Below are 26,466 nucleotides of genomic sequence, written 5' to 3' on the forward strand. Positions count from 1 at the left end.
CGCACCGGACAACAATGGGCGAGAAGAACCGCGCCGCCGTCCCCGCAACGCAAAAAGGCCCCGCGACGTGTGTCGCGGGGCCCCGAGTCGATGTTCTTCTCGGCGTTAGCGTCCGCCGAAGGGACTCTCCTGCTGTTGCTGGTACTGCTCGTAGAGGCGGATGAGGTCCTCGACGCTGATCTCCTGTCCGTTGACGTTCACGGTCTCGTCCTCCTGCTCCTGCCGCTCCTGGAGCGCCTCATCGGAGCCGAGCGTGACCTCGAAGGTCTTCTGCTCGTCGCCGCGCATGACCTGCACCTCCACGGTGTCGCCGATGTCGTGGGAGCGCACGGCGAGAAGGGCGGTGTCGGCCGAGGTGATGGCCTCGTCACCGATGCTGGTAATGACGTCGCCCACCTGGATGCCCGCCTCGTCGGCCGGGCTGCCGTCGTCGACCTCGACCACGTAGGCGCCCTGGTCGACCGAGAGGCCGTTGCGCAGCGCGTTGGCGGGGGTCACGGTCTGCATGCTGAGGCCGATGTAGGCGTGGGTGACGGTCTCACCGGAGATGATCATGTCGGCGATCTGCGTGGCGTAGTTGCCCGGGATGGCGTAGCCGATGCCCGCGAAGCTCTGCGTGTCGGACGAGAAGAGCGTGCAGATGCCCACGAGCTTGCCCTCGGCGTCCACGAGCGCGCCGCCGGAGTTGCCGGGGTTGATCGTGGCGTCGGTCTGGATGAGGTTGGTGTAGAGGGTGTTGCCGCTCGAGTTCTCGAGCAGGGTCGAGCGCGAGAGCGCCGAGACGATGCCCTGCGAGACGGAGTTCTCCAGGCCAAAGGGGCTTCCCACGCTCATGACCCAGTCGCCAACCTGCAGCGCGTCGGAGTCGCCGACCTCCATCGGCGTGACCTCGTCGCCGCCAAAGTCCACGTGGATCACGGCCACGTCGCTCGACGGGTCGGTGCCCACGAGGGTGGCGTCGTAGCTCTTGCCGTTGTAGTTGACCGAGATGCTCTCCGCGTTCTCGATCACGTGGTTGTTGGTGATGATGTTGCCGTCCGTGTCGTAGATGACGCCGGAGCCCATGCCCTCGCCGTCCGGGAACGTGCAGTAGATCGTGGCGACGGACGGGAGCGCCTTGGCGGCCACGGCGTTGGCGACGGTGGTGTCCTCGTCGGCGGGGTCGATCGTGATCTGCTGCGCGGCGTCGCCGCCCACGACCTGCGTGGACGTGGGGCCCACGACGCCCGAGAGCGTCAGCGCGCCCACGATCGCCCCCGCGCCCACAACGCCGCCGAGCAGGCCAAAGAGGGCCGCCTTCAGCGTGGTGTGGGGGCGCTTCTCCTTCTTGGACTTCTCGGGCGAGAAGTCCGGCGGGGTCTGCGGGTTGGGCGGGGTCTGCGGGTTCTGGGGGGCAGCCCCGGGCGTCCGGCCGGGGATCGGGGGCGTCTGCGCGGTCGGCTGCTGGCCGGCCTGGGCGCTCGGCCCTTGCGGCGCGGGGGCGCCGGTTCCGTAGGGATAGTCGCTCATGCTTGCCTTCTTTCCCGTGAGCCGCAGCGTGGCGGCGGTTTTCCTTCCGTCGAGAATGTACCCAAACCACGGGACGGCGCGCGGTCGCCGGCGCTTTGACACCCAGCTGACACGTTGCTTTCCGCAAGCTGAAAGACGGCACCTTCGACTAGATGCGGAAGAGGTACCCCACGCCGCGGATGGTGACGATGTGGCTCGCGACCTGCGGGCCCACCTTGGAACGGACGCGGCGGATGTGGACGTCCACCGTGCGGGTGCCGCCGCAGTACTCGAAGCCCCAGACGCGGTGCAGCAGCGTCTCGCGCGAGTAGGCGCGGCTGGGGTGCGTGGCGAGGAAGCTCAGCAGCGAGTACTCCATGAGCGTGAGGTCCACGGGATGCTCGTCGATGTAGACCTGGTAGGTGGCCAGGTTGATCGTCATATTGTCGATCGTGACGATGTCGGCCGGCGCGCTCTCCTCCCCCGGCCAGAGCAGCAGCGTGCAGCGTAGCTCGAACTCCGCCGTGCCCGCCGTGGAGAGGATGAAGTCATTGGTGCCCTGCGTGGGCATGCGAAGCATGGCGAGCTTGTCCGGGTCCTGGACCAGGAGGCGCGGGATGAAGCCGTTCTCCGCAACGAAGGAGTCCACGGCGTTGAGCAGGTCCTGGCTCATGCCCTCGCCGTCGAGAATGACGAGGTCGAACTCGTGACCGGACGAGACGGCCTGGGGGAAGGTCTCCTCGTTCGCGAGCGCGATGGAGACGTCGATGGCGTGCGAGAGCTCGCGCATGCGGTCATGCAGGCGCGTGGTTGCCGATATGAGCAGGATGTTCTTGTGATGCATCCTGAGGCCCCTCCCAAAGCTTCAGCACGAACACGTGAATGTTACCACAACGTCCAACCATCCTCATACGCACACGAGGAGGTCCCTCGGGGGCCCTTCGGCGTTCCTCCAGGGAGTGCGCTGCGCGGAACTCCCTTCCGGAACGCCGAAGGGCCACGCAGGGCTGCCCCGATGTTCCGGAGAGAAGTTCCGCGAAGCGCACTTCTCGGAGGAACATCGGGGCAGCCCGAACAGCATGACCGCTGCGTTCGCGGACAGAGGTTAGTCGATGCTGCCGATGAACTCGGCGGTGCGGGGGTTGGTGGGGTGCTCGAAGATCTGCTCGGGCGCGCCCTCCTCCACGATCACGCCGCCCTCCATGAAGACCACGCGGTCGGCCACGTCGCGCGCGAAGCCCATCTCGTGCGTGACCACGATCATGGTCATGCCGCCGTCAGCGAGCTCGCGCATGACGGCCAGGACGTCGCGCACCAGCTCGGGGTCGAGCGCGCTCGTGGCCTCGTCGAAGAGCATCACGTGCGGCTCCATCGCCAGCGCCCGCGCGATCGCCACGCGCTGCTGCTGGCCGCCGGAGAGCTGGGAGGGCATGAAGTCCATGCGGTCCGCGAGGCCCACACGCGTGAGCTGCTCGACCGCCATGCGCTCCGCCTCGCCCTTCTCGCGCTTGAGGACCTTCTGCTGCGCGAGCATGACGTTCTTCTTGACGGAGAGGTGCGGGAAGAGGTTGAACTGCTGGAACACCATGCCGAGCTTGGCGCGGACGGCGTTGATGTCCACGCCCTTGCCGCAGATGTCGGTGCCCTCGAAGAGAATCTGGCCGCTCGTGGGGGTCTCGAGCAGGTTCACGCAACGCAGCATCGTGGACTTGCCTGAGCCGGAGGGCCCGAGCACCACCACGACCTCGCCGCGATGTACGTCCAGGTCGATGCCGCGCAGGACCTGCGTGTCGCCGAAGTACTTGTGCAGGTTGCGGATGCTGACGATCACGTCGTCGGCCGTCGCGGGGGCTGCGGCCGGGGCGTTCTTCTCGGTGTCTGCCATCTTGTCCTCCTACATTCCGGACTCGTGGGCCGAGGGGGTCTGCGCCACGTCGAGACGGCGCTCGCGGCGGTCGGAGCCGCGTCCGCCGCCGTTGAGGCGCGCCTCGAGCATGCTGACCACGCGCGCGAGCGGAAGCGTGATCACCAGGTAGAACAGGGCGGCCACGATGTAGGGCGTGATCGAGCCGGTGGAGGCCACGATCGTCTTGGCGTACATGACGACCTCCATGACGCCCACGGCGGCCAGAAGCGACGTGTCCTTGTAGAGCAGGATGAACTCGCTCGTCATCGTGGGGATCACGTTGCGGAACATCTGCGGGATGATCACGTAGAGCATGGTCTGCACGCCGTTCATGCCGAGCGAGCGCGCCGCCTCGAACTGGCCCTTGGGGATGGACTGGATGCCCGCGCGGAAGATCTCGCAGAGGTAGGCCGACGAGTTGAGCGCCATCACCACGACGCCGAGCGGGTAGGTGGGCACCTGGATGCCGGCGAGCGGCAGGCCGAAGAACGCGATGTAGATCTGCAGGAACGCCGGCGTGCCGCGCACGATGTTCACGTAGACGCTCGCGATGGCGCGCAGCAGGCGCAGCTTGGACGTGCGCATGAGCGCGAGCAGGAAGCCCAGCGGAATCGCCAGCGGGAAGGCGAGCAGCACGATGGCGAGCGCCATGAGAAATCCGTTGAAGACGATCGGCACGCTCGACACCAAGATCGGCGGGTTGAGGAAGAGGCGCAGGAACTTGTTGGAGTTCCAGGCCTGGACCCACTCCTGCTGCTCGAGGTCGCTCACGAAGGCGTCGAGCGGCGAGACGCTCGTGACGGCGATCGTGGGCATGTCGGCGAGCGGCTGCTCGGCGCCGTCCGCAGTCGCGTAGCTGCCCGTCAGCGCGAGGTCGCCGCCCGACGCGGGGAACTTCACGCCGTAGATCTCAAGACGCAGGTAGCTGCCCTCGGGCAGGGCCTCGGAGAAGTCCGCCGTCACGGTCTGGCCGTCTGCCGAGAAGGACGCGTCCACCGGGACGCGGTCCATGAGGTCGGCGCCCGCGAGCACGGTGGCCCGGGCGTCGTCCAGCTCGAAGGCGGTGCCATCCGGCAGCTTGAGGCTGACCGACGTGAGCGACTCGCCGTCGTCCGCCTGGGCCTCCCAGGTGATGCGGGTCTCGGTGGCGCCGAGGACGTCGTTGCCGGCGTCGGCGTTGGGGCGGGCGGAGAGCTTCTCCACGGTGAGGGCCTCGGCCGTGGCCGGCAGCGCGAGCGCGCAGACGAGCGCGGCGAGCAGCGCGAGCAGGCGCGGCGCGCGGCGCGGGTGGCGGATGGGGTCTGACACGGTTCCTCGATTCGACGTTCTTCTCGCCCCGTGGGCCGAAGCCCTTGGACGCGAGAACCCTTCCCCGCACATGGCGAGGAAGGGCCTGCTGTTCATGTCATGCTCGGGCGCGGGCGCGCCGTCTTCTTGGGGTGCGGCCTAGCCCATCCAGGTGGTGGTGAGCTCGTCGATCGTGCCGTTCTCGTCGAGCGCGGCGAGCGCGTCGTTGACGGCGGAGAGCAGCGCGGGGTTGTCCTTGGAGACGGCGACGCCGTACTCCTCGCCCGTGGCGCTCTTGCCCACGATCTGGGCGTCAGTGTAGGCCTCGGCAATCATCTTCTCGCCGACGGCGAGGTTGGTGACCACGGCGACGGTGCCGTCGGTGCCGGCCTGCATGGCCGCGAAGCAGTCGGTGGCGTTGCCGTAGCCCACGACCTTGGCGTTGGGGAAGTTCTCCTGCGCGAAGGTCTCGCCGGTGGTGCCGGACTGGACGGCGATGACGACGCCCTCCTGGTTGAGCGCGTCGGCGTAGGTGTCAGCGGTAACGTCGGCGTTGTCGGTCATCGCGACGACGCACTGGTCGTCGATGTAGTAGGACGTGGAGAAGTCGACCTGCTCCTCGCGCTCGGGGTCGATCGTGATGCCGGAGCAGCCCACGTCGGCCTGGCCGCCGGCCTGGATGGCCGGGACGATGGCGTCGAACTGCAGGTTCTTGAACTCGACCTCGAGGCCCATCTGCTCGGCGACGGCCTTCATGAGGTCGACGTCAAAGCCCACGTACTCGTCTCCGTCGAGGTTCTCGAAGGGGGGGAAGTCCGGGGAGACGGCCACGGTCAGCGTGCCGTCCTTGATGAGACCGAGGTCGTCCGTGGCGTCCTGCTCGCCACCGGCGTTGCAGCCGGCAAGCGCGACGGTAGACGCGAGCGCACCCGCGACGGTCAGGAAGTTCCTTCTGGTCATGCTCTTCATGTCTGGGTTCTCCTCCCCATTGGTTTGGCGCGTGGTCACGCCCTTTCCCGACGGAGGCACGGGTCTTCCCGTGTCAGGGCACACGCCCCGCCCGTCGCCAGATGCCAAGTCTGATGCAAGGCGCGCCATGCGCCCGGCACCTTCAGATTTCTTTACAAGATGGACACGCCGAGGGGGCGTCCTTCTCGTCCGCGCCCTACACGCCGCCGTAGTAGTGCTCGCGCTCCCAGTCCGTCACGGATGTGCAGAACTCCTCCCACTCGCGGCGCTTCTCGCGCACGAAGTAGGTGAAGATGTGGTCGCCGAGGACCTCGCGCATGAGGTCGGACGCCTCAAAGCGGTCGATGGCCTCGCCGAGGGTGCGCGGCAGGCGCCGGATGCCCTTGGCCTCGAGCTCACGGTCTGGCGCGGCGAAGGTGTCGATCGTGGACTCCTCCGGCATCGGCAGCTCCTCCTCGATGCCCTTGAGGCCGGCCGCGATCGTGACGGCGAGCGCCAGGTACGGGTTGGCCGTGGGGTCGGGGCTGCGCAGCTCGATGCGCGTGGCAACGTGCTTGCCCGGCTTGTGCGTGGGGATGCGCACGAGCGCGGAGCGGTTCTTGCGGCCCCAGGTGGCGTGCGTGGGGACCTCGCCGGTGGAGACGAAGCGCTTGTAGGAGTTGACCGTGGGGTTGGTGACCAGGGTGAACTCCGGCGCGTACTTAAGCAGGCCCGCCACGTAGTGCTGCGCGAGGTCGGAGAGGTGCGCCGGGTGGTGCTCCTTGGGCGCCCAGAAGAGGTTCTCGCCGTCGTGGTCGAGCAGGGACTGGTAGAGGTACATCGCCGAGCCCGGGGCGCTCGTGATGGGCTTGGGCATGAACGAGGCGTACATGCCCTGGCCAGCGGCCTCCTGCTTGATGACGAGGCGCGCCGTCATGATGTTGTCCGCGCAGCTCACGGCCTCGGTGAAGCGCAGCTCCACGCCGTTTTGGGTCGGGCCGGCCGCGTGATAGGAGTACTGCACCGGGATGGACATCTTCTCCAGGGTGAGCGTGGTCATGCGACGCAGGTCGTTGGCGCGGTCCATCGGCGTGAGGTCAAAGTAGCCGGCGGTGTCCAGCGGCACGGGGTCGAGGTCGTTGTCGAAGTAGAAGTACTCGATCTTGGGACCCACGTTGGGCACGAGGCCCTGCTCGTCGGCACGGGCGAAGACCTTGCGCAGGCAGCGGCGCGGGTCGCCGTCGAAGGGCTCGCGCGACGGGGTGTAGACGTCGCAGAAGACGCGCGCCACGCCGGACTCCTTGGGACGCCACGGGAGCAGCGCGAAGGTAGCCGGGTCCGGGAAGGCCAGCATGTCCGACTCCTCGAGCGAGGCGAAGCCGTCCACCGCCGAGCCGTCGAAGCCGATGCCCTCCTCGAAGGCCTCCTCGAGCTCCTCGGGAGAGATCGCGAAGCACTTGAGGTTGCCCAGGACGTCCGTGAACCACAGCTGCACGAAGCGGATGTCGCGCTTCTCGACGGTGCGCAGGACGAAGTCGATGTCTTTCTCGCTGCTCATGCGAATTCCTCTCCGATGCCGGCGAAGACCATAGTCCGTTACAGGTTGGCACATATGTGTTTCGCGGCGGTTACCCGTTGCCCGCCGAGCGTGTCCCTCGTGAGGCGAAGCGGCTGAAGCGCGCGGAAAGTCCTTCGGAGCTCTGCAAAACAGCCGCTCGTGTGATAATCGAGGAGCCCGAGCTGCAAAACGCCCTCTCGTGTGATAGCTTTTCTTGCTCCAAATCCCGTATTGATTCGATATTTGATTTCTCAACTGGACTTTTGCGATGGGCGCCTCTGCTCCGTTCCCAAAAAGGAATCACACGAACGGGCTTTTTGTTTCCCAGTCGGCCTTTTCATCACACGAGCGACCGTTTTGCAGGGCGGAAGCCGCGCAGAGTCACGCGTCGAGCTTCCTCTCGACGTTCTTGAGCATGTCGTGCGCAACCGGGCAGGGCGCGCCCGCAGCGTGCGCGGCGCAGCCTTCCTTGCTCCCGCAGCCCGCACAGCCATCCTTGCGGGAACGAATGACCGCGCGCACGGCCAGCACGAGCAGCACCGCCACTACGGCAAGGACGAGATAGTCGACAGGACCCATATGGACTCCCTCGGAAAAACTTTCTGTGTTAACCAAGGTCAACTATACCCGTTGCAGCTACTATATGTGTTGTGCGGCACCCGCCGCACAAACTCCGCATCGAGAAGGGAAGTCACATGTCCGACGACCAGACCATGCAGCTCGTCATCGTCCGCCACGGCGAGTCCGAGTGGAACAAGCTCAACCTCTTCACCGGTTGGACCGACGTCGACCTCACCGACACCGGCCGCGAGGAGGCCCACGCGGGCGGCAAGGCCCTCAAGGAGGCCGGCTACGACTTCGACGTCTGCTACACGTCGCTGCTCAAGCGCGCCATCCACACGCTCAACTGCGTGCTCGACGAGCTCGACCGCAACTGGCTGCCCGTTCACAAGGCCTGGCAGCTCAACGAGCGCCACTACGGCGCCCTTCAGGGCCTGAACAAGGCCGACGCCGCCGCCGAGCACGGCGAGGAGCAGGTCAAGATCTGGCGTCGCTCCTTTGACGTGCAGCCGCCCGCCCTCGAGCCCGGCGACGAGCGCGACCCGCACGTCCAGGAGATGTTCCGCGACGTCCCCAAGGAGGACCTCCCCTACACCGAGTGCCTCAAGGACACCATCGCCCGCGCCTGGCCGTACTTTGAGCAGGAGATCAAGCCGCAGATGGAGGCTGGCAAGCGCGTGCTGATCGCCGCCCACGGCAACTCGCTGCGCGCCCTCGTCATGCAGTTCGAGAAGCTGACCCCCGAGCAGATCCTCGAGGTCAACATCCCGACCGGCGTGCCGTGCGCCTACACCTTCGACAAGGACTGGAACGTCGTCGACAAGCACTACATCGGCGACCCCGCCACCATCGAGGCCAAGATCAACGCCGTCGCCAACCAGGGCAAGGCCAAGAAGTAAGACTCGCCAACGGCGCGAAAGCAGAAGGCCCCCGGTCCCGCCGGGGGCCTTTTCTTGCCGACGGGAAATGTTGTATCAACGTTATCTGAAAACGTGCGCTCACAATGGGTCGCAGCAGCATCGCCCATCGAGAGGAGCACGAAATGGCCCGTCGGCTGACGCGAAGGAACTTCCTGTTCGCAGGGTCTCTCGGTCTGATTGGAACTCTTAGCTCAGTTGGTTGCGGAGGCGCCCCCACCACCGAGCAGGAGGAGCCCGAGAAGGCCGAGCAGCCGGAAGAAATCGAGAAGCACGCAGTTGGAGAGACCGTCGAGACAGACCTCGTGAAGCTCACGCTCAACGATGCTGCATTCACAATCGCCCTCAACAACTCGCTTCCGATTGGAGCGGATTTCAACATCGACAACGATTACTTCTGCCCAAAGGAATACGTGGCAGAGGAGGACGCGAACAACGCCTTTGTGGCTCCAAAGGGGAGCACACTCGTGTTCTATGAGCTCGTGATCGAGAATCTGGACAGGGACTATCTTGACCTTGACGGTTTTGGAACGAAGAGCGAGTTCGTTGCCGTTGCCTACGAAGGAGAGACGTACACGGAGTTCGAGGAGCGGGAGTACGGCTGGGCGATCAGAGATCTCGATGGAGAGCAGGATTGGGACAGCACCCCAGTAACTAACATACTCGCGAGCGTCGGAGTAAGGGACCTGTATCGCGCATACGCAACAGTTCCCTTCGAGCCAGCATCGCTCAGCGACCCCTTCGATATATCCTTTACGCTCCCATGCTCAGACGACACCACCCAGACCTTCACTTTTGCCATCAACCAGTGACAAACCTCAATTCGCGCACAACACGATCGCTTGGGTTGCAACTTATCACGACCTTTGCAGACGCCTCACCTGAACAACATCTCGTCGCGTCATGCGCAACCCCCGGATGTCTAAGCACACAAATCCCGTTGTGCTCAACGGCACTTTCTATCAGACGGTTTTACCCGACGATTCAACGTCAAAGCGAAAGGACCCCGCCATGAAGGAACGAGCCCCCATCAAGTGCCCGTCGTGTGGGGATATGTTTGGATGGAAGTATATCGGGACTGACCAGGGTGGATTCAGCGCCGGTAAGGCGGCCGCCGGCGCCGTCCTCGTCGGCCCAATCGGACTTGCTGCTGGAGCACTTGGACGAAAGAAGTACACCTACCGCTGCAGCAAGTGCGGTTTCATGCGGTCGTACGATTTAGGCCAGTAAAGAGGAAGCATGCTGGATAATCCCCGCGGTTTTTTTGACCCCATGCCGGTCTTGCTGCTCTCCTCGACCCCAGAGGAAGTCGTCTCCACTCTGGAGGGGGCGTGCTCGTCCAGCATGTTAATCAGCTACGAATGCAAGGACGAGTCAAGTCCGTTCCGCTATCCCTCGGACCCTGAAACCGAGAATCATAACTGGGTCTATGAAATAACGATTGGAGCATACGCCTGCAAGCCGAGTGACCTGCCAAAAGAGCCCAACGAGCTTGAATATGAGCAGCTTTACCGTCAAGTAGGCTTACATCCCTCAACGGCACGAGAACTCTGGCTGTTCAACGTCAGGCAGTTTCTCCGCAAGCATCAGCCAAAGGGACATCTCGTTCTCAATCTCGCGCGCCATTCTACGGGAGCGTGCATCGTCTGCATGAGAAGACGAGGCCGCTCCTACGACATGACTCCCATCACGCCTCAAGACCTCGATGCCATGCCTTACACGGATCCGCTGTTCGAGCCGATGAAACTCGTTCGAAAGCATCTGTTTATGTGCTCGCCCTCCATCTCATGCTTTAGATGCGACTCCCCCGTTCGATACTCGCTTTGCTGCCCCACGTGCCAAGCGGCGCACGAGGAGATAGAGCGCGAGCACAGACTCGAGCTCGCTCGAAAAAAGGCTGAGATCGTCCATTCCGTGAGGGAGTACCTGTCATCGTCACCGTACGCGGAGCCGCTCATCGCTGTTGTAGCAGCTCTCAAGCTCCCAAGCAGAAAGTATGAGCTTGGGAGAAACGTTGCCCTCAGGTCCGAGCTAAACAGACCGCTCACGAACATGACAGCGTGCCACGCCCCCGATCAGGAGATCTCCCTTGAGGATGTGCTCGAATCGGCACCAGCATTTAGCTTGATAACACCGGATGACGCGGTCGGAACGTGGGTCGGTCTTTCTGGTGAGGAGAAGCCCCTCGGAACGGTCGCCCCTCAATTTGACGCCAGGCCATTCGAATCGTTTGACATTACGCCTGGGACGCCGCTTATCCCGAACGGACTTACAGCAGCGTCGCAGGATAAACAAACGGGCTATCACTTTGAGCTCGCAACATGCAGCTTGTGTGGCAGGACCTACTGCGCGCTGACCTCGAACGAGGCTGACTGTGTCTGCGACGAGTGCAAGGTTCCTCAGCTGGAAAGGTACTATCTGCCACAAGTGTGGGATGCAATCGTCGAGGACGCGGAGAGCTCCAACGGAGACGGGAGAATAATCTTTGATATTCCCTTTGGAGGGACTTCGTGGCAGCTTGAATTCTATGCCACAAAGCTATCAAACGCCTATCTCGACTATCAAACAAAAAGTCCTATCGTATGCGACGCAACCAAAGAGTACCCGTTCAAGGAGTCGTCTCTCACACTCCCGTTCTACACGCTCTCGTCCATCATCGACAAAACCGTCTCGTCCTTCGTTGCAGCAGGCTATCTCAAAAGACAATCCAACAATCGGATGGTCAGAAAGTACCTCACCCTCGCCAAGGACGGGGGCAACCAATTGAAACTCGATATGACAAAGCGCGATATCTTGTCCCTCCTCGACTCGGGCGAGCAGAGCTTTCTCGACATAAGACGGTCCCTAAGCAAGATTCCCGAGCAGACCGTTAAGGATGCGGTCATCGGCCTCTTGATTGAAGGGAGAATCTATTACGCAAGGGGCTCAGAGACATATGTGACCGACAATGCCTTGTTCTCCCTCACCAACTGGGTGCAAGATTTTTGGAACTCCCACGAACATCTCAAGGCTCCCTATGAGAGTGCCAAGAGGATCCTGAGCTCCAAGAAAGCCTATATCAACGCACAAATCGACGGGGTGACCAAGATGAAGCTTCCGCTGCTCGGTCGCGGTAAAGCAGAAGCGGAGCGACAAAAGAGGCTTTCGGACCTAGAGGAGCAATATAACGCGCTCATCGGTTATGAAAAGAGACTTTCGACACTTTCGCAGAACCCGACGCAAGAGGAAGTCGTCAGATTCATTGAGGAGATGGACTATCTCGAGAAACAGCTCTAGACCCCTACCCCACCACGCCCTCGATTGCGACGAGCGTGGTTTCGCCGGCGAGCACGAGCTCGTCGGCGGGGCGCAGCGGAACCGGCACGCCGGACTCCAGCCACACGCGCTCGTGGCTCGCGCCGTCGATGCGCTCCGTCCCGTTCTTGGAGCCCAAATCCTCGACGAGCCAGCCGTCCCTCTCGTCATGCCAGACGCGAAGATGCCTTCCGGAGACACCGGGGCCCACGTCGGTGATGTCACCGTCACCCATCGCGAGCGCCCCTATCTCGACGCCACCATCGGAGCTGGAGAGCCAATGAGGACCGCCCGCGACATAACCGTCTTGGATGCGGATGAGGCCGAGCCTGGTCCTCACCTCGGTGCACTCCCCCTCTACCGCCCGCACGGGACTCGCCGTCGGCGTGGAGGCACGACGCCTCAGGGTGTCGTTCACGTAGCCCATGGCGTAGGACACGGCCTCGCACGCGTCCGAGGAGCAGCCCGCCGCCACGAAGAGCACGAGCAACGCCTCGGCGCGCTCACCTGGGGCGAGCCCCTCTCCCTGAGCCAGCCGATCGACGGCGTTGCGGTAGAGCGTAGCATCCTGTCGGCACAGCTCGAGCGCGCGGTCCATGGCACGCCCCCGCTCGCCGACAAGCAGGGAGACCACCTCCTCGGCGGTCATGGCCTTGCCCCTCCGAGACTTCAGGCGACCCAGGACGCACGTCGCCGCACTCCCCCAGTCCCGGAAATAACGTGGCGAGAGCGTACCCGCCGGCGCGTGGACCACAGAGTGGGAGAGCCAGGAGCGGTCGCGGGCGAGGTCGCGCGGACTTTTGCCGCTCGGCAGGGGGCGCCTGGAGAGGACGATGTCCGCAAGCTCTCGATGCGTGATGCCGCCGGCCCGCTTGAGCAGGTCAAACATCACCCCGCAGGGAGTGGGCTCGTCGACGATCAGCAACTCCGGACACCTCCCAGTCCGTCGGCACCAGCGTTCGTGCCGTATCATTTTACACGACGGGAAAGGGCGCGCCCCACGCATGGCACCCTGACCGGCCGACACGCGATGAAGGTAGGAAACGACGATGCCGCGCACGCACCATAGAGGACCCAGGACCGGTTGGTCAGCCAGCCTCCCGCCGCGAGCGGTCGCCCTGGTCGCCACCTCGATCGTGCTTCTCGTCGGAAGCGCGGCCGTCTATCTGACGGAGCTTCCGAACCTCATGGCTCCGCTTGCCCCCGCAGAGCAGAGGGCCACCGGGTCGGCGTCGGAGCCAAACGGAAGCGGGAACGAGAGCGGGACCCCTGCGAATCAGGGGGACACCGCCGAGGGCGAGACGGACGAGAGCGCTGCGTCCGTGGACAATGGCGAGAAGGACGGCTCGGCGCCACCGAAGGCCTCTTCCGAAGAGGAGGCCTCGTCTCCCGAGGAAGGCGACGAAGCCAGCACGGGCAGCCCCGACGAGGAGGCTCCCGCCCCCTCCACGCCCGAAGACCCCAGCGCCACGGAACCCGATGGGGCCGACAGCATCTTCTCCTCCACCCCGAGCGCCGCCGAGGAGGAGGCCTTCAGGTCGTTCCTCTCGGGCAAGGCGTCTTCGATTCCGGGATACGTAAGCCAGGCAAGCGCCTGCGCGAGCTCCTTCGAAGCGGACAGCGTGGGCGCAAGCCTTTCCGTCCGCCGTTCTCATCGGGGCACCTGCGCGGCCCTTGCCCAGCAGCTCTTCTCCGAGTACGTGGCCGTTCGCGACTACGTTCGATCCAACAACTCCCAGTACTGTGACGAACAGGAGCGGCTAATCGGCTCGTATCGCTGCCTCATGAGCTACGTCGGCTGCTATGCCGACGCCTGGGACATCAACGTGAGCTACGACGATCCAGGCAGCCACGTCGGCGAGTTTTCGGGCCCGCTCTCCTCGAGCGGGGGCTACCTGTCTGAGTTCCACTCCTACTACGACGGGCTGGCGATATGAGCACGCCAGGCGATTGCAGGCTTGCGGCTTCGGGCGCAGGTCCCTCTCGAATCATGAGAATCGAGAAGTTCGAGGCGCCGTTCACCCTCGCGGAGTCCGAGCGCGACGCCTATCTCAGGCGCCTCTCGACGCTTTTCGTTGACGAGCGTCGGAGCCGGCGCGGGGGCCTTGGCAGAGTGTATCACGCGACGAACGCGCTCGACGAGCAGCTTGCCGTCAAGAAGCTGATACTGCCAGAAGACAACCGGAACGGCTTGGACGAGGAGTCGCTGCGCGCTGCCTTCAGGCGTGAGTACGAGAGCCACCGCGAGCTCGGTGCCCTCCGCGGGTTTCCGCGGCTCTTTGGGTTTGGTTCGAGCGAGGGCGTCCCCGTCATAGTCATGGAGTGGGTCGAGGGAGTGACACTCGCGGAGGCGCGTCACGAGCTCGCGGTCGACGACGAGGGACGCATCTCGCCCCTCACCGTCGCGCGACTGGGCCGAGACCTCCTCGAGCTCGTCTCGAGGCTCTCGCTCGTGGGCACGGGCATCGTGCATCGCGACATCTCGCCGGCAAACGTCATCGTCAGGACAACCCATCGCTCGCTTGAGGCTCAGCGGGGAGAGGGGGCGTTCGACCTCTGTCTCGTCGACTTTGGATCGGCGGAGCCCGTCTCTGCAGCAGGCGGCTCGTTCACCGCAACAAACGGCGCGCTGCGACATGCGACGGTGGACTATGCGCCACCGGAGATGCTGAGCGATGACATTCCGTCCGTCGAGCGGCGGCGGCACTCCCCTGCGGTGGACGTCTATGCCGTGGGAAGCGTGCTGTGCCAACTCATTGGCGGCCGCCCGCCGTTTCCCGGCGCGACTCGGACGGCCTCTCCCTACCGGCTCAAGACCGAACGAGAGCCCGAAAGGCCCGTTCCGGCGCACGTCGCGACGGATGACCTCGCGGCGGTCCTCTCGCGCGAAGGCGAGGTGTCCGTCATCGTTGCCCCGATCGCGCTCGAGCGGGACCTTTCCCCTCGTAACAGCGAGCTCAAGCGGGCACTCGCGCTCGCGGACGAGCAGATAGTGGACGCCATCATGGCATGTCTCGCCTCGGACCAGGGCCGTCGCCCCGCACCGAGCGTCATGCGCGATGAACTCGACGGGTTCGCGTCTCGCTACGGCGAGAACGTGCGCCGGGCCCTGAGCGGCGACCCCCTCACCCCCTGCATGACGGGGGCTCCCTGGCTGGTCGTGGAATCGCCGCTCTCTGTGCGGCGCCTGCTGCGCGGCGGGGGACGGCTCGTTGGCCTGCTCGTGTGGGCGGCAACCTCTCTCACGACGGCCTGGCTAGTCGGAAGGGGCAACCCGGCTCAGGCCGTACTCGTGGGGTCCGCGCTCATGGCACCTGCGTTCACCGCCCTTCTCGCACGATGGCGCGACACCTCGAGCGCGTCTGGGCTCATCCGGGGAAGCGCGGCGCTTCTCTTCTCGTCTGTCGCGAGCGGTCTGCTGCTCTGGCGTGTGCTCGAGCCTGGCGGTAGGCTGACCGGCTTGCTCGCAGCCGAGCTTCTCTGTGCAAGCGCCGCGTGGCTGCCGCTGGTGACGGACTACGCGTGCGCCTGCGTTCCCGGCATCATCCGCGAGAGGCGACGTCGGCTCCCGGAAGAGGCGGACACGTCCCACGGAAGAGTGTCGACAAGAGCGCGCCGCCTGCCCTGAGGGGGTGGGCAGGCGGCGCTTGGGTTTTGCCGTTCGCAACGGGGAGAGGGTCCGTCGCTCGGGCAGGGTTCAACGTGTCGTGCCGGGGTTCCGAGTCACTGTTCTTCTCGGCACGGTTGTTAGTATAGGGTAACTCAATGTTAATCCCACCAGCGCAGTGGGATTCACGGGGTCTCCATAAGTCAACCTAGGTTTACAACCTAGCCGAGCGCCACGTCGAGGACCATCATCACCACGAAGCCGGCGATGAAGCCGAGCGTACCCACGTTGGAGTGCTCGCCGAGGTGGGCCTCGGGGATGAGCTCCTCAACCACCACGTAGATCATCGCGCCGGCGGCGAAGGACAGCAGCCACGGCATGTACGGCGCGATCCAGCCGCTGGCAAGCACCACGAGCACGCCGAAGATGGGCTCCACGATGCCGGAGAGGCTGCCCATCGCGAAGGCGCGCCGGCGGCTCATGCCCTCGCGCGCGAGCGGCAGCGCAACAGCGGCGCCCTCCGGGAAGTTCTGTAGGCCTATGCCCACGGCGAGCGCCACGGCCATGCCGAGGTAGGCCTCCCCCGCCGCGCCCGCCGACTGCGCCGCCATCGCAAAGAGCAGACCGACGGACATGCCCTCGGGAATGTTGTGCAGCGTCACCGCCGAGACCATGAGCGTCGTGCGCTTCCAGCCGGAGGGGACGCCCTCGGGCTCGTCGGCGTCCGCGTGGAGGTGCGGGAGGAACGTGTCAAGCGCCATGAGGAAGGCGACGCCCAAAAGGAAGCCGCCCGCAGCGGGAAGCCAGCCGGGAACGCCGAGGCCCTCGGCCTGTTCGATCGCCGGGTTGAGCAGCGACCACACGCTCGCCGCCACCATCACGCCCGCAGCGAAGCCGAGGAAGATGTGATGCATGAGCTTGCGGTCGGAGCGGAAGAAGAACACCACGGCCGAGCCGGCCGTGGTCATGAGCCAGGTGAAGCCGCAGCCGAGCGCGGCCCACGAAAGCGCCTGGGGGATGTTGTCGATCATGAGGGGCCTCCGAACGACTCGAGCTCATCGAGTCTGTAGTTTTTGGACGACCCTTCAAGTATCACCCAGTTAGTATCAATTATCTACCTGCAGTTTTACAAACGAAATCGAGTCTGTACTTGAGGCAAGGGCCAAAAAGTACAGACTCGACGCAGATGCCCCTCTTCCAGTGCGCATCGGCCGGAAGAGGGGCGCCAAAACCGCCCGCTACGCCAGCTGAGCGAGGACCTTCTCGTCCGCGCGCTCCTCACGCGGCATCGGGCGCGCGATCTGGAAGATCATGCCCGCGAGCAGCACGAACGCCACCACGGTCCACGCGCCGAAATTCCCCAGCACGAAGAGCTCCCAGAGCTGGTTGATGATCAGACCCACGCACCAAGCAAAGACGCACTGGTAGGCGATCGCGAACCAGAACCACTTGGGCGAGTCCATCTGCTTGCGGATCGTGCCGATGGCCGCAAAGCACGGCGCGTCGAGCATGTTGAACGCCACGAACGCGCACATCGCACCCGCGTGCATGACGCCTGCCCCGTCGGTGAACATGGCCGCGAAGGCCTGCCACATGACGGGGTCGCCCTCGGTGGCCTCACCCAGGCCGAAGATCGTGCCAAAGGTGGAGACCAGGTTCTCCTTGGCGATGAGGGCGTTGATGGAAGCGGCGGTCGCCTGCCAGCTATCGGCGCCGAGCGGCGCGAAGATCCACGAGATGGCACCGGCCACGATGGCGAGCAGCGAGTAGTCAGCGCTGTACTCGGGCGCGCCCGGCAGCGAGGCGAGGAAGCCGAAGGAGCCGTCGCCACCCTCCCACGAGGCAAAGCCGAAGTTCGAGAGGAACCACACGATCACGCACGCGGCAAAGATGATCGTCGCGGCCTTCTTGAGGTACGCGGAGATGCGCTCCCACACGTGCAGCCACCAGCTCTTGAGCGCGGGCAGGTGGTAGTCCGGAAGCTCCATCACAAAGGGGGCGGGCTCGCCAGCGAACATCCGCGTCTTCTTGAGCATGAGCGCGGAGACCACGATCGCCGCGAGGCCCAGGAAGTAGAACATCGGCGCTACCCACCAGGCGTCCGCACCGCCCACGAGCACGCCCATCACGAGTGCGATGATCGGCGTCTTGGCGCCGCACGGGATCATCGTGGTGAGCATGGCCGTCATACGACGGTCCTTCTCGTTCTCAATGGTCTTGGTGGCCATGACGCCGGGAACGCCGCAGCCGGACGAGATGAGGAACGGGATGAAGCTCTTGCCGGAGAGGCCAAAGCGGCGGAACAGTCGGTCCATGACAAAGGCCACGCGGCTCATGTAGCCGCAGTCCTCGAGGAATGCGAGCATCATGAACAGCACGAGCATCTGCGGAATGAAGCCCAGGACGGATCCCACGCCGCCCACGATGCCGTCGAGCACGAGCGAGCTCACCATGTCAGAGGCGCCCGCCGCAGCGAGCCACCCCTCGACCACCGCGGGGATGGACGGGATCGCCACACCAAAGAGCTCCCAGCCCTCGCCGAAGACCTGGTCGTTGGCCCAGACGGTGCCCCAGTCGCCCACCGTGGAGACCGCGATGTAGTACACGATGAACATGACCGCCACAAAGATCGGCAGGCCCAGCACGCGGCTGGTCACGACCTTGTCGATCCTCTCGGACATGCTGAGCTTCTTGGGAGCCTTCTTGACGCAGGTATCCATGACGGAGGCGATCCAGTCGTAACGGTCGGAGGTGATGATGGACTCGGCGTCGTCGTCGCGGGACGTCTCGACGGCCTTGATGATCTTCTCGGCCTGGTTGAGCTGGGCGGAGGTGAGGTGCAGGGCCTTCACGGCCTCGGCGTCGCGCTCAAAGACCTTGACGGAATACCAGCGCACGAGGCTGGCGTCGCAACTGCCGGAGACGATGGCCGCAATCTTGCCGAGCGCGTCCTCAACCTCGGGCGAGAAGCAGGGCACCCCAGGCTGGACCCTGCCCGCCCGACCGGCGGCCACGGCCTTGTTGACCAGCGCGTCCAGGTTGGTGTTGCGCAGCGCGGAGACCTCCACGACCGGCACACCCAGGCGCTGGGACAGCGCGGCGGAATCGACGACGTCCCCCCGCTCCTTGAGCAGGTCGCACATGTTGAGGCCCACCACCACCGGGCGGCCCGCCTCGAGCAGCTGCGTGGTGAGGTAGAGGTTTCGCTCGAGGTTGGTCACGTCAACGAGGTTGATGACCGCGTCGGGGCGCTCGCCCACGATGTAGTCGCGCGAGACGACCTCCTCGGGCGTGTACGGGGAGAGCGAGTAGATGCCGGGAAGGTCCACGAACGTCACGCTCTTGTCGGCCCGCCAGGCAGCCTGCTTCTTCTCAACGGTGACGCCCGGCCAGTTGCCGACGTACCCGTTTGAGCCCGTGAGCTCGTTGAACAGCGTGGTCTTGCCGCAGTTTGGGTTGCCTGCGAGACCAATCATGGTTTCTGCCATACCTTGCCTTTCTCAAGTTAGCCAATTGCTACTTGTGTGGTGCCATTTGTTAGATTCGGTTAACTATTGGGTCGAGAAAAACGGCCGTTCCCGGCCGCGTCCGCAGCGCGCATCCTTCCTGCCCGCGCTACTCGCCCCGCGCCACGTTGGTGACCTCGATGGAGGACGCCTCGTCCCTGCGGATCGAGAGCTCGTAACCGCGCACCGTGAGCTCGAGCGGGTCGCCGAGCGGCGCGACCTTGCGCACGTAGACGCGCGTGCCCTTGGTGAGGCCCATGTCCATGATGCGGCGCTTGAGGGCGCCGGTGCCCGTGAGGGCCGACACGGTCGCGCTCTCCCCCACCTTCACATCCTTGAGTGTTGCCATAGCCTTCCTTTCTTCTCTATCCCAAAGTCGCCGGCGGCTCGCCGACGGCTCAGAGCGTCACGGTGATGTGGCTCGCCATCGCGCGGTTGAGCGCCAGGCGCGCACCCTTGACGGTCACGATGACGTCTCCCGCCGCGCGCGAGACGACCTTGACCTCGGTGCCTTCCACAAAGCCGAGCTCCGCGAGGTGTTGCCGCAGCTCGGCGGCGCCGCGCACGCGCGCCACGCGAACGACCTCCTCTGTGCCCGCCATCGCCAGCGGAAGCTGGGGTGATGCCATGTGAGCTGCCTCCCATAGAGTTACCGTCCACTAACTCAACACAAAGTAATATACGACTAACTTGCGGAGGCGCAAGTACCGTTCGCCGATTGGGGTGCGCCCGTGGCATCTCTTGGCATCGAGGCGCACCGCGAAAAACGGGAACAAGGAGACAAGGCCGACTCGAGGGGAGCGCGCATGGACAAGAGCATTCGTGACTTCACGGTAACGGGCGAGAAGGACTTCAGGCTGGACCGCTTCCCCACCTCGCTCAAGGTGGACGGCGACGAGCGTCCCGCCTGGGAGGAGCGGCTCGCGCGCAACAAGGCGCGCATCGAGGAGCTCCAGGACCGCCTCTACGCGGAGGCGCGCGAGAGCGTCATCGTGATCCTGCAGGCCATGGACGCGGCCGGCAAGGACTCGACGATCCGCCACGTCCTCGGCGGCATCAACCCCACGGGCATCGACGTGCGCAGCTTCAAGCAGCCGACCAGCGTGGACCGCGAGCACGGATTTCTCTGGCGCAGCTTCTCCGCGCTGCCCGCGCGCGGCAAGATCGCCGTCTTCAACCGCTCCTACTACGAGGAGTGCCTGGTCGTGCGCGTCCGCGGGCTCTGGCGTGACTACCGACTGCCGGGCCGCTGCCTGGACATGAGCGAGAAGCGCTACTTCCAGGAACGCTTCGAGGACATCCGGGGCTTCGAGCGCTACCTCTGGCGCACCGGCAACCGCGTGGTCAAGATCTTCCTCAACGTGAGCGCGGACAAGCAGCGCGAGCGCTTCCTCGAGCGCATCGACGACCCGGCCAAGAACTGGAAGTTCTCCGAGAGCGACCTCAAGGAGCGCATGGAGTGGGACGACTACCAGCACGCCTACGAGGACATGATCGCCGCGACCGCGACCGAGCGTGCGCCGTGGCTCGTGATTCCCGCCGACCAGAAGTGGGTCGCGCGCACGCTGGTCTCCGAGGCGCTGCGCTCGGTGCTGGAGGACATCGACCCCCGCTACCCCGAGCTGCCGCGCGAGCAGCAGAGCCGCCTCGCCGCTTGCCGCGACGCCCTCACGGACGGCCCCGCCGCAGACGTGGACTGACGACCGGGCGAGAAGGGCGGCCGAGAAAAACAGCCGAAAAGCCCTAGCGCGCGTCACGCCACCCGTTCCACGGCGACCGCCGCACGCTTGCCCGAGAACGCCACGCCGTAGCGCAGGCGCCCAGAGGCACATCCCGGCAGCGCATCGGCGTCGTAGGAGCGCTCGGCAATCTGCGCCAGGGCCTCGCGCGCCAGCTCGCTCAGCTCCTCGTCCGATGCGTCGCGCGCGAACTTGAGCTCAACGGTTATGCGAGGCCGCTTGAACGCCACACCGTAACGTCCGCCCTCCGCCGGAATCGGGTTATGTTGCAGAAAGTGTGTCTGTCACAGCGCCGTCCCCGCAGCCAGGGCGCAGAAAACCACCCTCCCGAGTTGGCTCGCCCCGACTTCCCGGTGTTTCAGAAAGTGTGTCCGGGCATCCCTTGACACCCCAGCTCAGGCAACCTTTTCCGCGAGAGGAGTTACCTCGAGACGGGATGGGCCTGTGGCGAATCCGAAATGCGCCGTGTGCGGCGGCACGATAAAGAGGGACGGCAAGACGAAGGCGGGCACGCGGCGCTGGCGCTGCCCCGCGTGCGGGGCCTCCTCCGTGCGCAGGATCGACACCAGGGCCAAGGAGCTCGGGGCGTTCCTGCGGCGGCTGCTCTCGAAGCGCACGACCTCCGAGCTCCCGGGGAGCCGCACCAGCTTCCGGAGAAGGACCTCCTGGGTCTGGGGAATCTGGCCCATAGCCCACGCGACCGGCGAGGTCCATGACGTCGTGCGCCTCGACGGCATCTGGATGCGACGAGACGCGGTGGTGGTACCGTCAAGATTCTTGCGCACTTTCGGACAGCCCCTAGGCCCGCCCCGTGCAGCTACTCCTCCAGCAGCGTCACGTCCAGGTAGCGGCGGGAGCCCCACTCGCTCTCGGCGACGTACTTGAGCCTCGCGGTCACGAGCATGAGGGCGGAGCTCCCGTCGGGGAAGGCGCCGACCACGCGGGTCCGCCTGCGGATCTCGCGGTCGGGCCGCTCGATGGCGTCGTTGGTGCGTATGCGCCGCCAGCGCTCGCGGGGGAGGCGCGTGTGGGTCAGGGTCTCGGCGAAGCCCCCGCGCACCACCCTGGCGGCCCCCCCTGAGCCTCGAGGCCTCCAGCTCGGACGCGACCTCGAGCGCCTTGGCCTCGGCCGCCCCGCGCGACTCCATCGCATGGATGGCCCTCGGCATCGCGGCGACCCCCGGCCGCCTGGACTTGGGCACCCTGGCCAGCACGTTGCGGTAGAAGCGGGCGGCGCGCCTCTGGTGCGCCGCCCCCGGGAACACCTCGGCGATCGAGCCGACCATGCCGGCGGCCCCGTCGCCGGCGGACATGCGGACGCCGCGCGGCCCGCGCGACCTCAGCCACGAGAGGAGCCCCCGCCAGCGCTCCGAGGACTCGGCGTGGCCCCCGGCGGCGCCGACGGCCTCGCGGCAGCCGTCGTCGTTCACGCCGATGGCGACCATCACGGCGACGTTCTCGCATGAGCCTCCCCAGCCGCGCCTGAGGTAGATCCCGTCGACGCAGGCGTAGGGGCAGGCGCGCTCGAGGGGGCGGTTCCTCCACTCCTCGACCGAGGCGAAGGCCTTCTCGTTGAGGTTCGAGACGGCGGCGGCCGAGACGCCGGGGCCCCGGAGGATCTCGGAGACGTCCTCCATCCTGCGGGTCGAGACCCCGGCGAGGCACGTCTCGATCATGGCCTCCTCGACGCTCGTCTCCCGGCGCCGGGCAGCGCTCGACGACCGCCGTGGTGAACCTCATGCCCTCGGGCTTGGGCATATGAATCGTTGCCTCGCCGGACGACGCGGCCGGGCTCCTGTCGTAGCGCCCGGCGCGGTAGGCCTCCCGCGCGCGGGCAGCGGCGCAGACAAAAGCGAGAAGGACGCGGCCCTCGGCCCCGACTCACTCCCGCCGCGGTCGGCGGCGCGCCCGCCGCGCGATCGTCACCACCAGCATCACCGCAACGACCACGAACAGCGCGAGCCCCACCAGCTTGAGCACGAACTCCACCGTGAGTTCGGGCGAGTCGGCGGCCGGCGCGGGCAGGAACGCGCGCACCACCCGCTCGGCGGAGCTCGACGCGGGCTGCGCCTCCGCGTTGTCTACGCGCTCGCAGTACACCAGGTAGCGCTGGTAGTTGTGCCCGTACGGATGGCACGTGAACAGCGTAACCAGGTCGCGCCCCGGCTGGACGCGCACCGCGTCCACGTCGCTGGGGTCGATCACGCACGTCTCGTATGCCCGGTAGGTGAGCACGTCCCACGGCGTCGTGATGGTGAGCGTGTCCCCCACCTTCATCTGCTCGATGTCCCGGAAGATCGGCACGCCGTACCACACGCCCCGGTGCCCCGCGATCACGCAGTTGGACTCGCCCCCGATGGGCATCGACGTCCCCGCGATCACCGTGGCCCCGTGCGCCATGTTGTCGTACGTCGCCCCTAGGTAGAGCGGCAGCGACACGCCCATGCTCGGGATGTCGATGGACCCGATGATCCCGTCCGGCAGCCCCAGCTCGGCGAGGTCCTCTCCCGAGAACGCGAACGGGTCGTTGATCGTGTCGCCCGTCCCCTCGCGGACGGCCTCGTTGTACTCGACCAGCTTCTGGTAGGTGGGGTCGTTCTCCTTGGAGCGGAACTGCGCGTCGGAGTCCCCCGTGGCGCCCTCGTCCTCGACGACCTCCTCGCGGTGCGCGTCGAGCGCCCGCTCCATCTCCTGCTGCTGCACGATGGCCACGACGCTCGGGGCGATCAGCAGCGCCCCGCCCGCAAGGAGAAGGACCAGCGCGATCACCAGCGGCACGACCCCGCCCCGCCGGGCGGGCCGTCGCGCGGGCCGTCGCGCGCCGCGGCGCCCATCGGGTTCCGAGAGGTGGCTAGCCATGACGGCCCCCTCGCCGGCCTTGGTGCCTGCCGCGCGGCACCGGCCTCGCGCCCGCTGTCCCACCGGGCCGCCTGGCCGTGAAGCGAGAAGTGCCGGGGCCGGCAGCGTCCTCCGTACGGTAGTGCTTCGGCCCGCCTCCCCGCGCGGAGCTGGTCGGTAGCGTGGGCGTGGAGCCGGTCGGGGGCGTGGGCGCGGCGGCGCGCTTGCTTCTGACTCGCTGGATCGCGGTGTACCCGCCGATGATGAGCGCCGCCAGCAGCAGCCCGATGAGGATGCTCGGCAGGAGCGCCTTGTCGGGCGGGTTGGAGTAGCCGGCCGGGAAGGCGGCGTCGCCCTTGTTGAGCCACTCGTCCGGCACGTCGCAGCGCTCCGCGTGCACGAGCAGGCGGTGCGTGTTGATGCCGTACGGCGTGCAGGTGACGAGCGTGCACAGGTCCTTGCCCGGCTGGATCACCAGCGAATCCGTCTCATCCGGCAGCACGACCTCGGTGGAGGTCACGCGGTAGGCGTGGTCCTCGCCGAGCACGGTGATGATGAAGTAGTCGCCGACCTCGAGCTGGTCCAGGTTGTCGAAGATCTTCGCCGAGGGCAGCCCCGTGTGCCCGGAGAGCACCGCGTGGGTGGACTCCCCGCCGATGGGCACCGACGTCTCCTGCAGGTGGCCCACGCCCTGCTCCAGCACCTCGCTCGAGGTGCCGTGGTAGATGGGCATCTGGACCTGGATCTTGGGGATGGTGATGGTGCCCATGACGCCGTCGCCAGCCAGGTTGAGGACCGACTCGTACTCCTCGTTGGTCACGCGCTGGGCGTTGGGGTCAAACGGGTCCGTGACCACCGTGCGGCTGTCCAGGAGCTTCTGGTTGTAGGCGATGGCCACCTGGCGCGCCGCCTCGAGCGTCGCCTCGTCCTCGGCGGAGACGGTGGAGGCCTGCTCCGCCACCACGTGGCTCGTGTTCTGCTCGTGCAGGTAGTTGCTCACCATGGGGTAGCAGAAGACGGCGACGCCAACAAGCAGGGCGATCACTGCGACGATGATGTTGCGGCGGTTAGCGTTTTTGCCCTTGCCCGAGCCTCGGCGACCGCGGGGGCGAGAAGGACCGTGCGGCATACCGCCGCCACCACCCGGACCGCGCCGGGAGAACGAGGACGAGAGCGCATGGGGCACCGGCCTCACGCCCTGCGCCCCCGTATGACCTTGCTTGTGCGGCATGTCAGCCACGCTGCCACCAGCCCTTCTTCGTAGAAAGCGGCCCGGCTCCGCGAGGGAGCCGGGCCTGGGGCCAGGTCCTAGACCCGGCCTGCGTCATCGGGAGAGCCGATTACGCGTTGTCGTTGTTCTTGCGGGAGCGGACGATGAACGCCGCAGCACCAGCGATGATCACGACGCCCGCGGCGGTGAAGGCGACGGTGCCCGCGCCACCGGTGGTCGGGAGGTTCACGCCATCACTAGTAGTGGAAGGAGTGTTCTTAAGGGCAAACGTCTTGTCGAGCTGCTGGGTCTCGTTGTTCCAAGTCACCGTAATCTCAAACGGGTCCTTAGGGAGCGTGTAGCCCGCCGGGGCCTTCGTCTCTTTCAGATAGTAGGTCGTGCCGGCCTCAAGGAGCGTATCGGCGTCAGTCGAAGCCTTGCCATCAACAGTGGTCAAGGTAACAGGAGTCGTCCCGTCCTTCTTATACACAGGCTTCGTGCAATCCTCGTCGTAATAAAGCGCAAACTCGGCGCCGTCGAGGAGCTGATCGCCAGCGTTATAGGAGCCGCTGTTGTTCGAATCGGCATACTTGACAATGTCGAAACCCGTGAACTTGACGGTAACGTCGCTCTTTCTATCGGTCACGTTCGAGGAGGTAACCTCGTTGCTCACGCCGTCGAGAGTTGCGTCCTTGGTGATGGTGCCCTTGTACTCGAGAGTGTAAGCACCAGCATGAGCGGAAGTACCGTTCTCATTCTTCTCGGCGAGCCAATCCTCATCAAAGGTGACCACAAGCTGTGGATCACCATTGTTGGCGCTAACAGAATACGCGGTTTTAGGAACAACGGTGCCACCAGCATCCTTAATCACCAGCTGGTCGATGCTGCTCAGCACAAGACCCGTGCTCATCGTATCGGTAAGGGTAAGCTCGGTGTCGGTCGCGTTGATCGCAAACTTGACCGTAAAGGTGAGCTCGTCGCCAACCTCAGCGTAATCCTGGCCGTTGACCTTGATGGAACCGCCCGTAACGGTCTTGTCGAGGATATCGGACTCCTTCTTCAGGTCAACTGCGACGTTGTCGATCGTCCAGCCCGAACCGTCCGTGTCCGGTACGGCGTTCAGCGCGACGACAGTCTGCTGATAGGTGTAGCCCTCCACACCATCAACGTCAACGTAATACAGACCAGCCTGAAGATCGTTGAACGTCAGCGAGGAACCGGTCGCCTCGATAGGGCCACCAACGGGCACGCCCTCGCCATCGAAAGCAGCTGCAGTGGTTTCACTCTGATCTGCGAGATACGCGGTAATCTCAGCCTGGTCAACTCCAGTCTCGGGGACAAGCGTCGTCGTGTTGTCATCATTGAGCTGAACATGAGCCACACGATACAGAGAGACCGTATCGCCCTCACTAAGGTTATTAATGGTGATCGACGCAGTCTGGCTTCCTGTCCATTCCACGGCGAACGCCATCGTCGGGACAAGCGCAAGGGTGGCAACGAGCGCGACGAGCGCGGTCATCATCCCCTTGAGCTTGCTTCTAATACTGTGAGCCATGTTTTCCTCCTTCTCGCCGATCTGGTTCGGCATCGCCCACATACCTACTTGC

Annotated in this window: 23 protein-coding genes and 1 pseudogene; 7 read left to right on the forward strand and 17 right to left on the reverse strand. The window is 65.3% G+C overall.

Annotated elements, in window-relative coordinates:
• Window positions 1-105 precede the first annotated feature (105 nt).
• The 7 genes from H6A07_RS05785 to H6A07_RS05815 form a co-directional block, all read right to left on the reverse strand.
• On the reverse strand, window positions 106-1,509 hold the full coding sequence (locus H6A07_RS05785; protein WP_204813988.1) for a S1C family serine protease: 1,404 nt from the start codon (window positions 1,507-1,509) through the stop codon (window positions 106-108).
• Window positions 1,510-1,657: 148 nt separating this feature from the next.
• On the reverse strand, window positions 1,658-2,332 hold the full coding sequence (locus tag H6A07_RS05790; protein ID WP_204813989.1) for a response regulator transcription factor: 675 nt from the start codon (window positions 2,330-2,332) through the stop codon (window positions 1,658-1,660).
• A gap of 261 nt (window positions 2,333-2,593) precedes the next feature.
• Window positions 2,594-3,373 carry an amino acid ABC transporter ATP-binding protein gene (locus H6A07_RS05795; protein WP_239471104.1) on the reverse strand — a complete coding sequence of 260 codons (780 nt, stop codon included), beginning with the start codon at window positions 3,371-3,373 and terminating at the stop codon, window positions 2,594-2,596.
• 9 nt (window positions 3,374-3,382) lie between these two features.
• On the reverse strand, window positions 3,383-4,702 hold the full coding sequence (locus H6A07_RS05800) for an ABC transporter permease subunit (RefSeq protein WP_342636567.1): 1,320 nt from the start codon (window positions 4,700-4,702) through the stop codon (window positions 3,383-3,385).
• A 138-nt stretch (window positions 4,703-4,840) separates the two neighbouring features.
• Window positions 4,841-5,650 carry a transporter substrate-binding domain-containing protein gene (locus H6A07_RS05805; protein WP_204813990.1) on the reverse strand — a complete coding sequence of 270 codons (810 nt, stop codon included), beginning with the start codon at window positions 5,648-5,650 and terminating at the stop codon, window positions 4,841-4,843.
• A 196-nt stretch (window positions 5,651-5,846) separates the two neighbouring features.
• Window positions 5,847-7,187 carry a glutamine synthetase family protein gene (locus H6A07_RS05810; protein ID WP_204813991.1) on the reverse strand — a complete coding sequence of 447 codons (1,341 nt, stop codon included), beginning with the start codon at window positions 7,185-7,187 and terminating at the stop codon, window positions 5,847-5,849.
• Between the two features lie 381 nt (window positions 7,188-7,568).
• On the reverse strand, window positions 7,569-7,766 hold the full coding sequence (locus tag H6A07_RS05815) for a FeoB-associated Cys-rich membrane protein (RefSeq protein WP_204813992.1): 198 nt from the start codon (window positions 7,764-7,766) through the stop codon (window positions 7,569-7,571).
• A gap of 116 nt (window positions 7,767-7,882) precedes the next feature.
• Here H6A07_RS05815 and gpmA point away from each other — a divergent pair, with 116 nt between their 5' ends.
• The 3 genes from gpmA to H6A07_RS05830 all read left to right on the forward strand — a co-directional run bounded on the left by gpmA (window position 7,883) and on the right by H6A07_RS05830 (window position 11,941).
• Complete coding sequence (gene gpmA / locus H6A07_RS05820; RefSeq protein WP_239471105.1) at window positions 7,883-8,647, forward strand: 2,3-diphosphoglycerate-dependent phosphoglycerate mutase; 765 nt, start codon at window positions 7,883-7,885, stop codon at window positions 8,645-8,647.
• A gap of 143 nt (window positions 8,648-8,790) precedes the next feature.
• Window positions 8,791-9,477 (forward strand): hypothetical protein, encoded by a 687-nt coding sequence (locus tag H6A07_RS05825; RefSeq protein WP_204813993.1) that lies wholly within the window; start codon window positions 8,791-8,793, stop codon window positions 9,475-9,477.
• 427 nt (window positions 9,478-9,904) lie between these two features.
• Entirely contained in the window at window positions 9,905-11,941 is a 2,037-nt protein-coding gene (locus H6A07_RS05830; protein WP_204813994.1) for a hypothetical protein, read from the forward strand.
• Between the two features lie 4 nt (window positions 11,942-11,945).
• Here H6A07_RS05830 and H6A07_RS05835 read toward each other — a convergent pair whose 3' ends face one another.
• Window positions 11,946-12,884 (reverse strand): FHA domain-containing protein, encoded by a 939-nt coding sequence (locus H6A07_RS05835; RefSeq protein ID WP_204813995.1) that lies wholly within the window; start codon window positions 12,882-12,884, stop codon window positions 11,946-11,948.
• 262 nt (window positions 12,885-13,146) lie between these two features.
• Between H6A07_RS05835 and H6A07_RS05840 the strand changes: the two genes are divergently transcribed.
• On the forward strand, window positions 13,147-13,896 hold the full coding sequence (locus tag H6A07_RS05840) for a hypothetical protein (protein WP_204813996.1): 750 nt from the start codon (window positions 13,147-13,149) through the stop codon (window positions 13,894-13,896).
• Window positions 13,897-13,949: 53 nt separating this feature from the next.
• Window positions 13,950-15,587, forward strand: a complete 1,638-nt coding sequence (locus tag H6A07_RS05845) for a protein kinase domain-containing protein (protein ID WP_204813997.1) — start codon at window positions 13,950-13,952, stop codon at window positions 15,585-15,587.
• A gap of 200 nt (window positions 15,588-15,787) precedes the next feature.
• On the opposite strand, the gene H6A07_RS05850 is transcribed toward H6A07_RS05845, so the two are convergent.
• The 4 genes from H6A07_RS05850 to H6A07_RS05865 all read right to left on the reverse strand — a co-directional run bounded on the left by H6A07_RS05850 (window position 15,788) and on the right by H6A07_RS05865 (window position 19,701).
• Window positions 15,788-16,597, reverse strand: a complete 810-nt coding sequence (locus H6A07_RS05850) for a ZIP family metal transporter (protein ID WP_204813998.1) — start codon at window positions 16,595-16,597, stop codon at window positions 15,788-15,790.
• 207 nt (window positions 16,598-16,804) lie between these two features.
• Window positions 16,805-19,054 (reverse strand): ferrous iron transport protein B, encoded by a 2,250-nt coding sequence (feoB, locus tag H6A07_RS05855; RefSeq protein WP_204813999.1) that lies wholly within the window; start codon window positions 19,052-19,054, stop codon window positions 16,805-16,807.
• A gap of 127 nt (window positions 19,055-19,181) precedes the next feature.
• Entirely contained in the window at window positions 19,182-19,421 is a 240-nt protein-coding gene (locus H6A07_RS05860) for a FeoA family protein (protein ID WP_204814000.1), read from the reverse strand.
• 49 nt (window positions 19,422-19,470) lie between these two features.
• Window positions 19,471-19,701 carry a FeoA family protein gene (locus H6A07_RS05865; protein WP_204814001.1) on the reverse strand — a complete coding sequence of 77 codons (231 nt, stop codon included), beginning with the start codon at window positions 19,699-19,701 and terminating at the stop codon, window positions 19,471-19,473.
• Between the two features lie 177 nt (window positions 19,702-19,878).
• On the opposite strand from H6A07_RS05865, the gene H6A07_RS05870 reads away from it, so the two are divergent.
• Complete coding sequence (locus H6A07_RS05870; RefSeq protein WP_204814002.1) at window positions 19,879-20,772, forward strand: PPK2 family polyphosphate kinase; 894 nt, start codon at window positions 19,879-19,881, stop codon at window positions 20,770-20,772.
• Window positions 20,773-20,825: 53 nt separating this feature from the next.
• Here the strand turns inward: H6A07_RS05870 and H6A07_RS05875 are convergent, their stop codons facing one another.
• A complete protein-coding gene (locus H6A07_RS05875) occupies window positions 20,826-21,041 on the reverse strand; it encodes a hypothetical protein (protein WP_204814003.1) in 216 nt (71 codons plus the stop codon).
• A gap of 235 nt (window positions 21,042-21,276) precedes the next feature.
• Here H6A07_RS05875 and H6A07_RS10625 point away from each other — a divergent pair, with 235 nt between their 5' ends.
• Complete coding sequence (locus H6A07_RS10625; RefSeq protein WP_440589996.1) at window positions 21,277-21,696, forward strand: IS1/IS1595 family N-terminal zinc-binding domain-containing protein; 420 nt, start codon at window positions 21,277-21,279, stop codon at window positions 21,694-21,696.
• On the opposite strand, the pseudogene H6A07_RS10630 reads toward H6A07_RS10625, so the two are convergent.
• The 4 genes and pseudogenes from H6A07_RS10630 to H6A07_RS05900 form a co-directional block, all read right to left on the reverse strand.
• Window positions 21,629-22,638, reverse strand: a pseudogene (locus tag H6A07_RS10630) (IS256 family transposase); the annotation flags it as partial. The gene H6A07_RS10625 and the pseudogene H6A07_RS10630 sit on opposite strands and share 68 nt — an antisense overlap.
• Before the next feature lie 54 nt (window positions 22,639-22,692).
• On the reverse strand, window positions 22,693-23,670 hold the full coding sequence (locus tag H6A07_RS05890; protein ID WP_204814005.1) for a class C sortase: 978 nt from the start codon (window positions 23,668-23,670) through the stop codon (window positions 22,693-22,695).
• Entirely contained in the window at window positions 23,663-24,778 is a 1,116-nt protein-coding gene (locus H6A07_RS05895) for a class C sortase (RefSeq protein WP_204814006.1), read from the reverse strand. The genes H6A07_RS05890 and H6A07_RS05895 overlap by 8 nt, the downstream gene beginning before the upstream one ends.
• A gap of 211 nt (window positions 24,779-24,989) precedes the next feature.
• Entirely contained in the window at window positions 24,990-26,447 is a 1,458-nt protein-coding gene (locus tag H6A07_RS05900; protein ID WP_204814007.1) for a SpaH/EbpB family LPXTG-anchored major pilin, read from the reverse strand.
• Window positions 26,448-26,466: the final 19 nt, after the last annotated feature.

Origin of the sequence: Olsenella uli, assembly GCF_016899935.1 — a bacterium.
GTDB lineage: Bacteria > Actinomycetota > Coriobacteriia > Coriobacteriales > Atopobiaceae > Thermophilibacter > Thermophilibacter uli_B.

Bases quoted from the DNA above. Each gene is read 5' to 3' on its own strand.
- H6A07_RS05895 (WP_204814006.1), bottom strand. From the start codon at position 24,778: ATGCCGCACGGTCCTTCTCGCCCCCGCGGTCGCCGAGGCTCGGGCAAG.
- H6A07_RS05805 (WP_204813990.1), bottom strand. From the start codon at position 5,650: ATGAAGAGCATGACCAGAAGGAACTTCCTGACCGTCGCGGGTGCGCTC.
- H6A07_RS05830 (WP_204813994.1), top strand. From the start codon at position 9,905: ATGCTGGATAATCCCCGCGGTTTTTTTGACCCCATGCCGGTCTTGCTG.
- gpmA (WP_239471105.1), top strand. From the start codon at position 7,883: ATGTCCGACGACCAGACCATGCAGCTCGTCATCGTCCGCCACGGCGAG.
- H6A07_RS05900 (WP_204814007.1), bottom strand. From the start codon at position 26,447: ATGCCGAACCAGATCGGCGAGAAGGAGGAAAACATGGCTCACAGTATT.
- H6A07_RS05825 (WP_204813993.1), top strand. From the start codon at position 8,791: ATGGCCCGTCGGCTGACGCGAAGGAACTTCCTGTTCGCAGGGTCTCTC.
- H6A07_RS05785 (WP_204813988.1), bottom strand. From the start codon at position 1,509: ATGAGCGACTATCCCTACGGAACCGGCGCCCCCGCGCCGCAAGGGCCG.
- H6A07_RS05865 (WP_204814001.1), bottom strand. From the start codon at position 19,701: ATGGCATCACCCCAGCTTCCGCTGGCGATGGCGGGCACAGAGGAGGTC.
- H6A07_RS05790 (WP_204813989.1), bottom strand. From the start codon at position 2,332: ATGCATCACAAGAACATCCTGCTCATATCGGCAACCACGCGCCTGCAT.
- H6A07_RS05890 (WP_204814005.1), bottom strand. From the start codon at position 23,670: ATGGCTAGCCACCTCTCGGAACCCGATGGGCGCCGCGGCGCGCGACGG.
- H6A07_RS05845 (WP_204813997.1), top strand. From the start codon at position 13,950: ATGAGAATCGAGAAGTTCGAGGCGCCGTTCACCCTCGCGGAGTCCGAG.
- H6A07_RS05810 (WP_204813991.1), bottom strand. From the start codon at position 7,187: ATGAGCAGCGAGAAAGACATCGACTTCGTCCTGCGCACCGTCGAGAAG.
- H6A07_RS05795 (WP_239471104.1), bottom strand. From the start codon at position 3,373: ATGGCAGACACCGAGAAGAACGCCCCGGCCGCAGCCCCCGCGACGGCC.
- H6A07_RS05815 (WP_204813992.1), bottom strand. From the start codon at position 7,766: ATGGGTCCTGTCGACTATCTCGTCCTTGCCGTAGTGGCGGTGCTGCTC.
- feoB (WP_204813999.1), bottom strand. From the start codon at position 19,054: ATGGCAGAAACCATGATTGGTCTCGCAGGCAACCCAAACTGCGGCAAG.
- H6A07_RS05860 (WP_204814000.1), bottom strand. From the start codon at position 19,421: ATGGCAACACTCAAGGATGTGAAGGTGGGGGAGAGCGCGACCGTGTCG.
- H6A07_RS05870 (WP_204814002.1), top strand. From the start codon at position 19,879: ATGGACAAGAGCATTCGTGACTTCACGGTAACGGGCGAGAAGGACTTC.
- H6A07_RS05850 (WP_204813998.1), bottom strand. From the start codon at position 16,597: ATGATCGACAACATCCCCCAGGCGCTTTCGTGGGCCGCGCTCGGCTGC.
- H6A07_RS05840 (WP_204813996.1), top strand. From the start codon at position 13,147: ATGGCTCCGCTTGCCCCCGCAGAGCAGAGGGCCACCGGGTCGGCGTCG.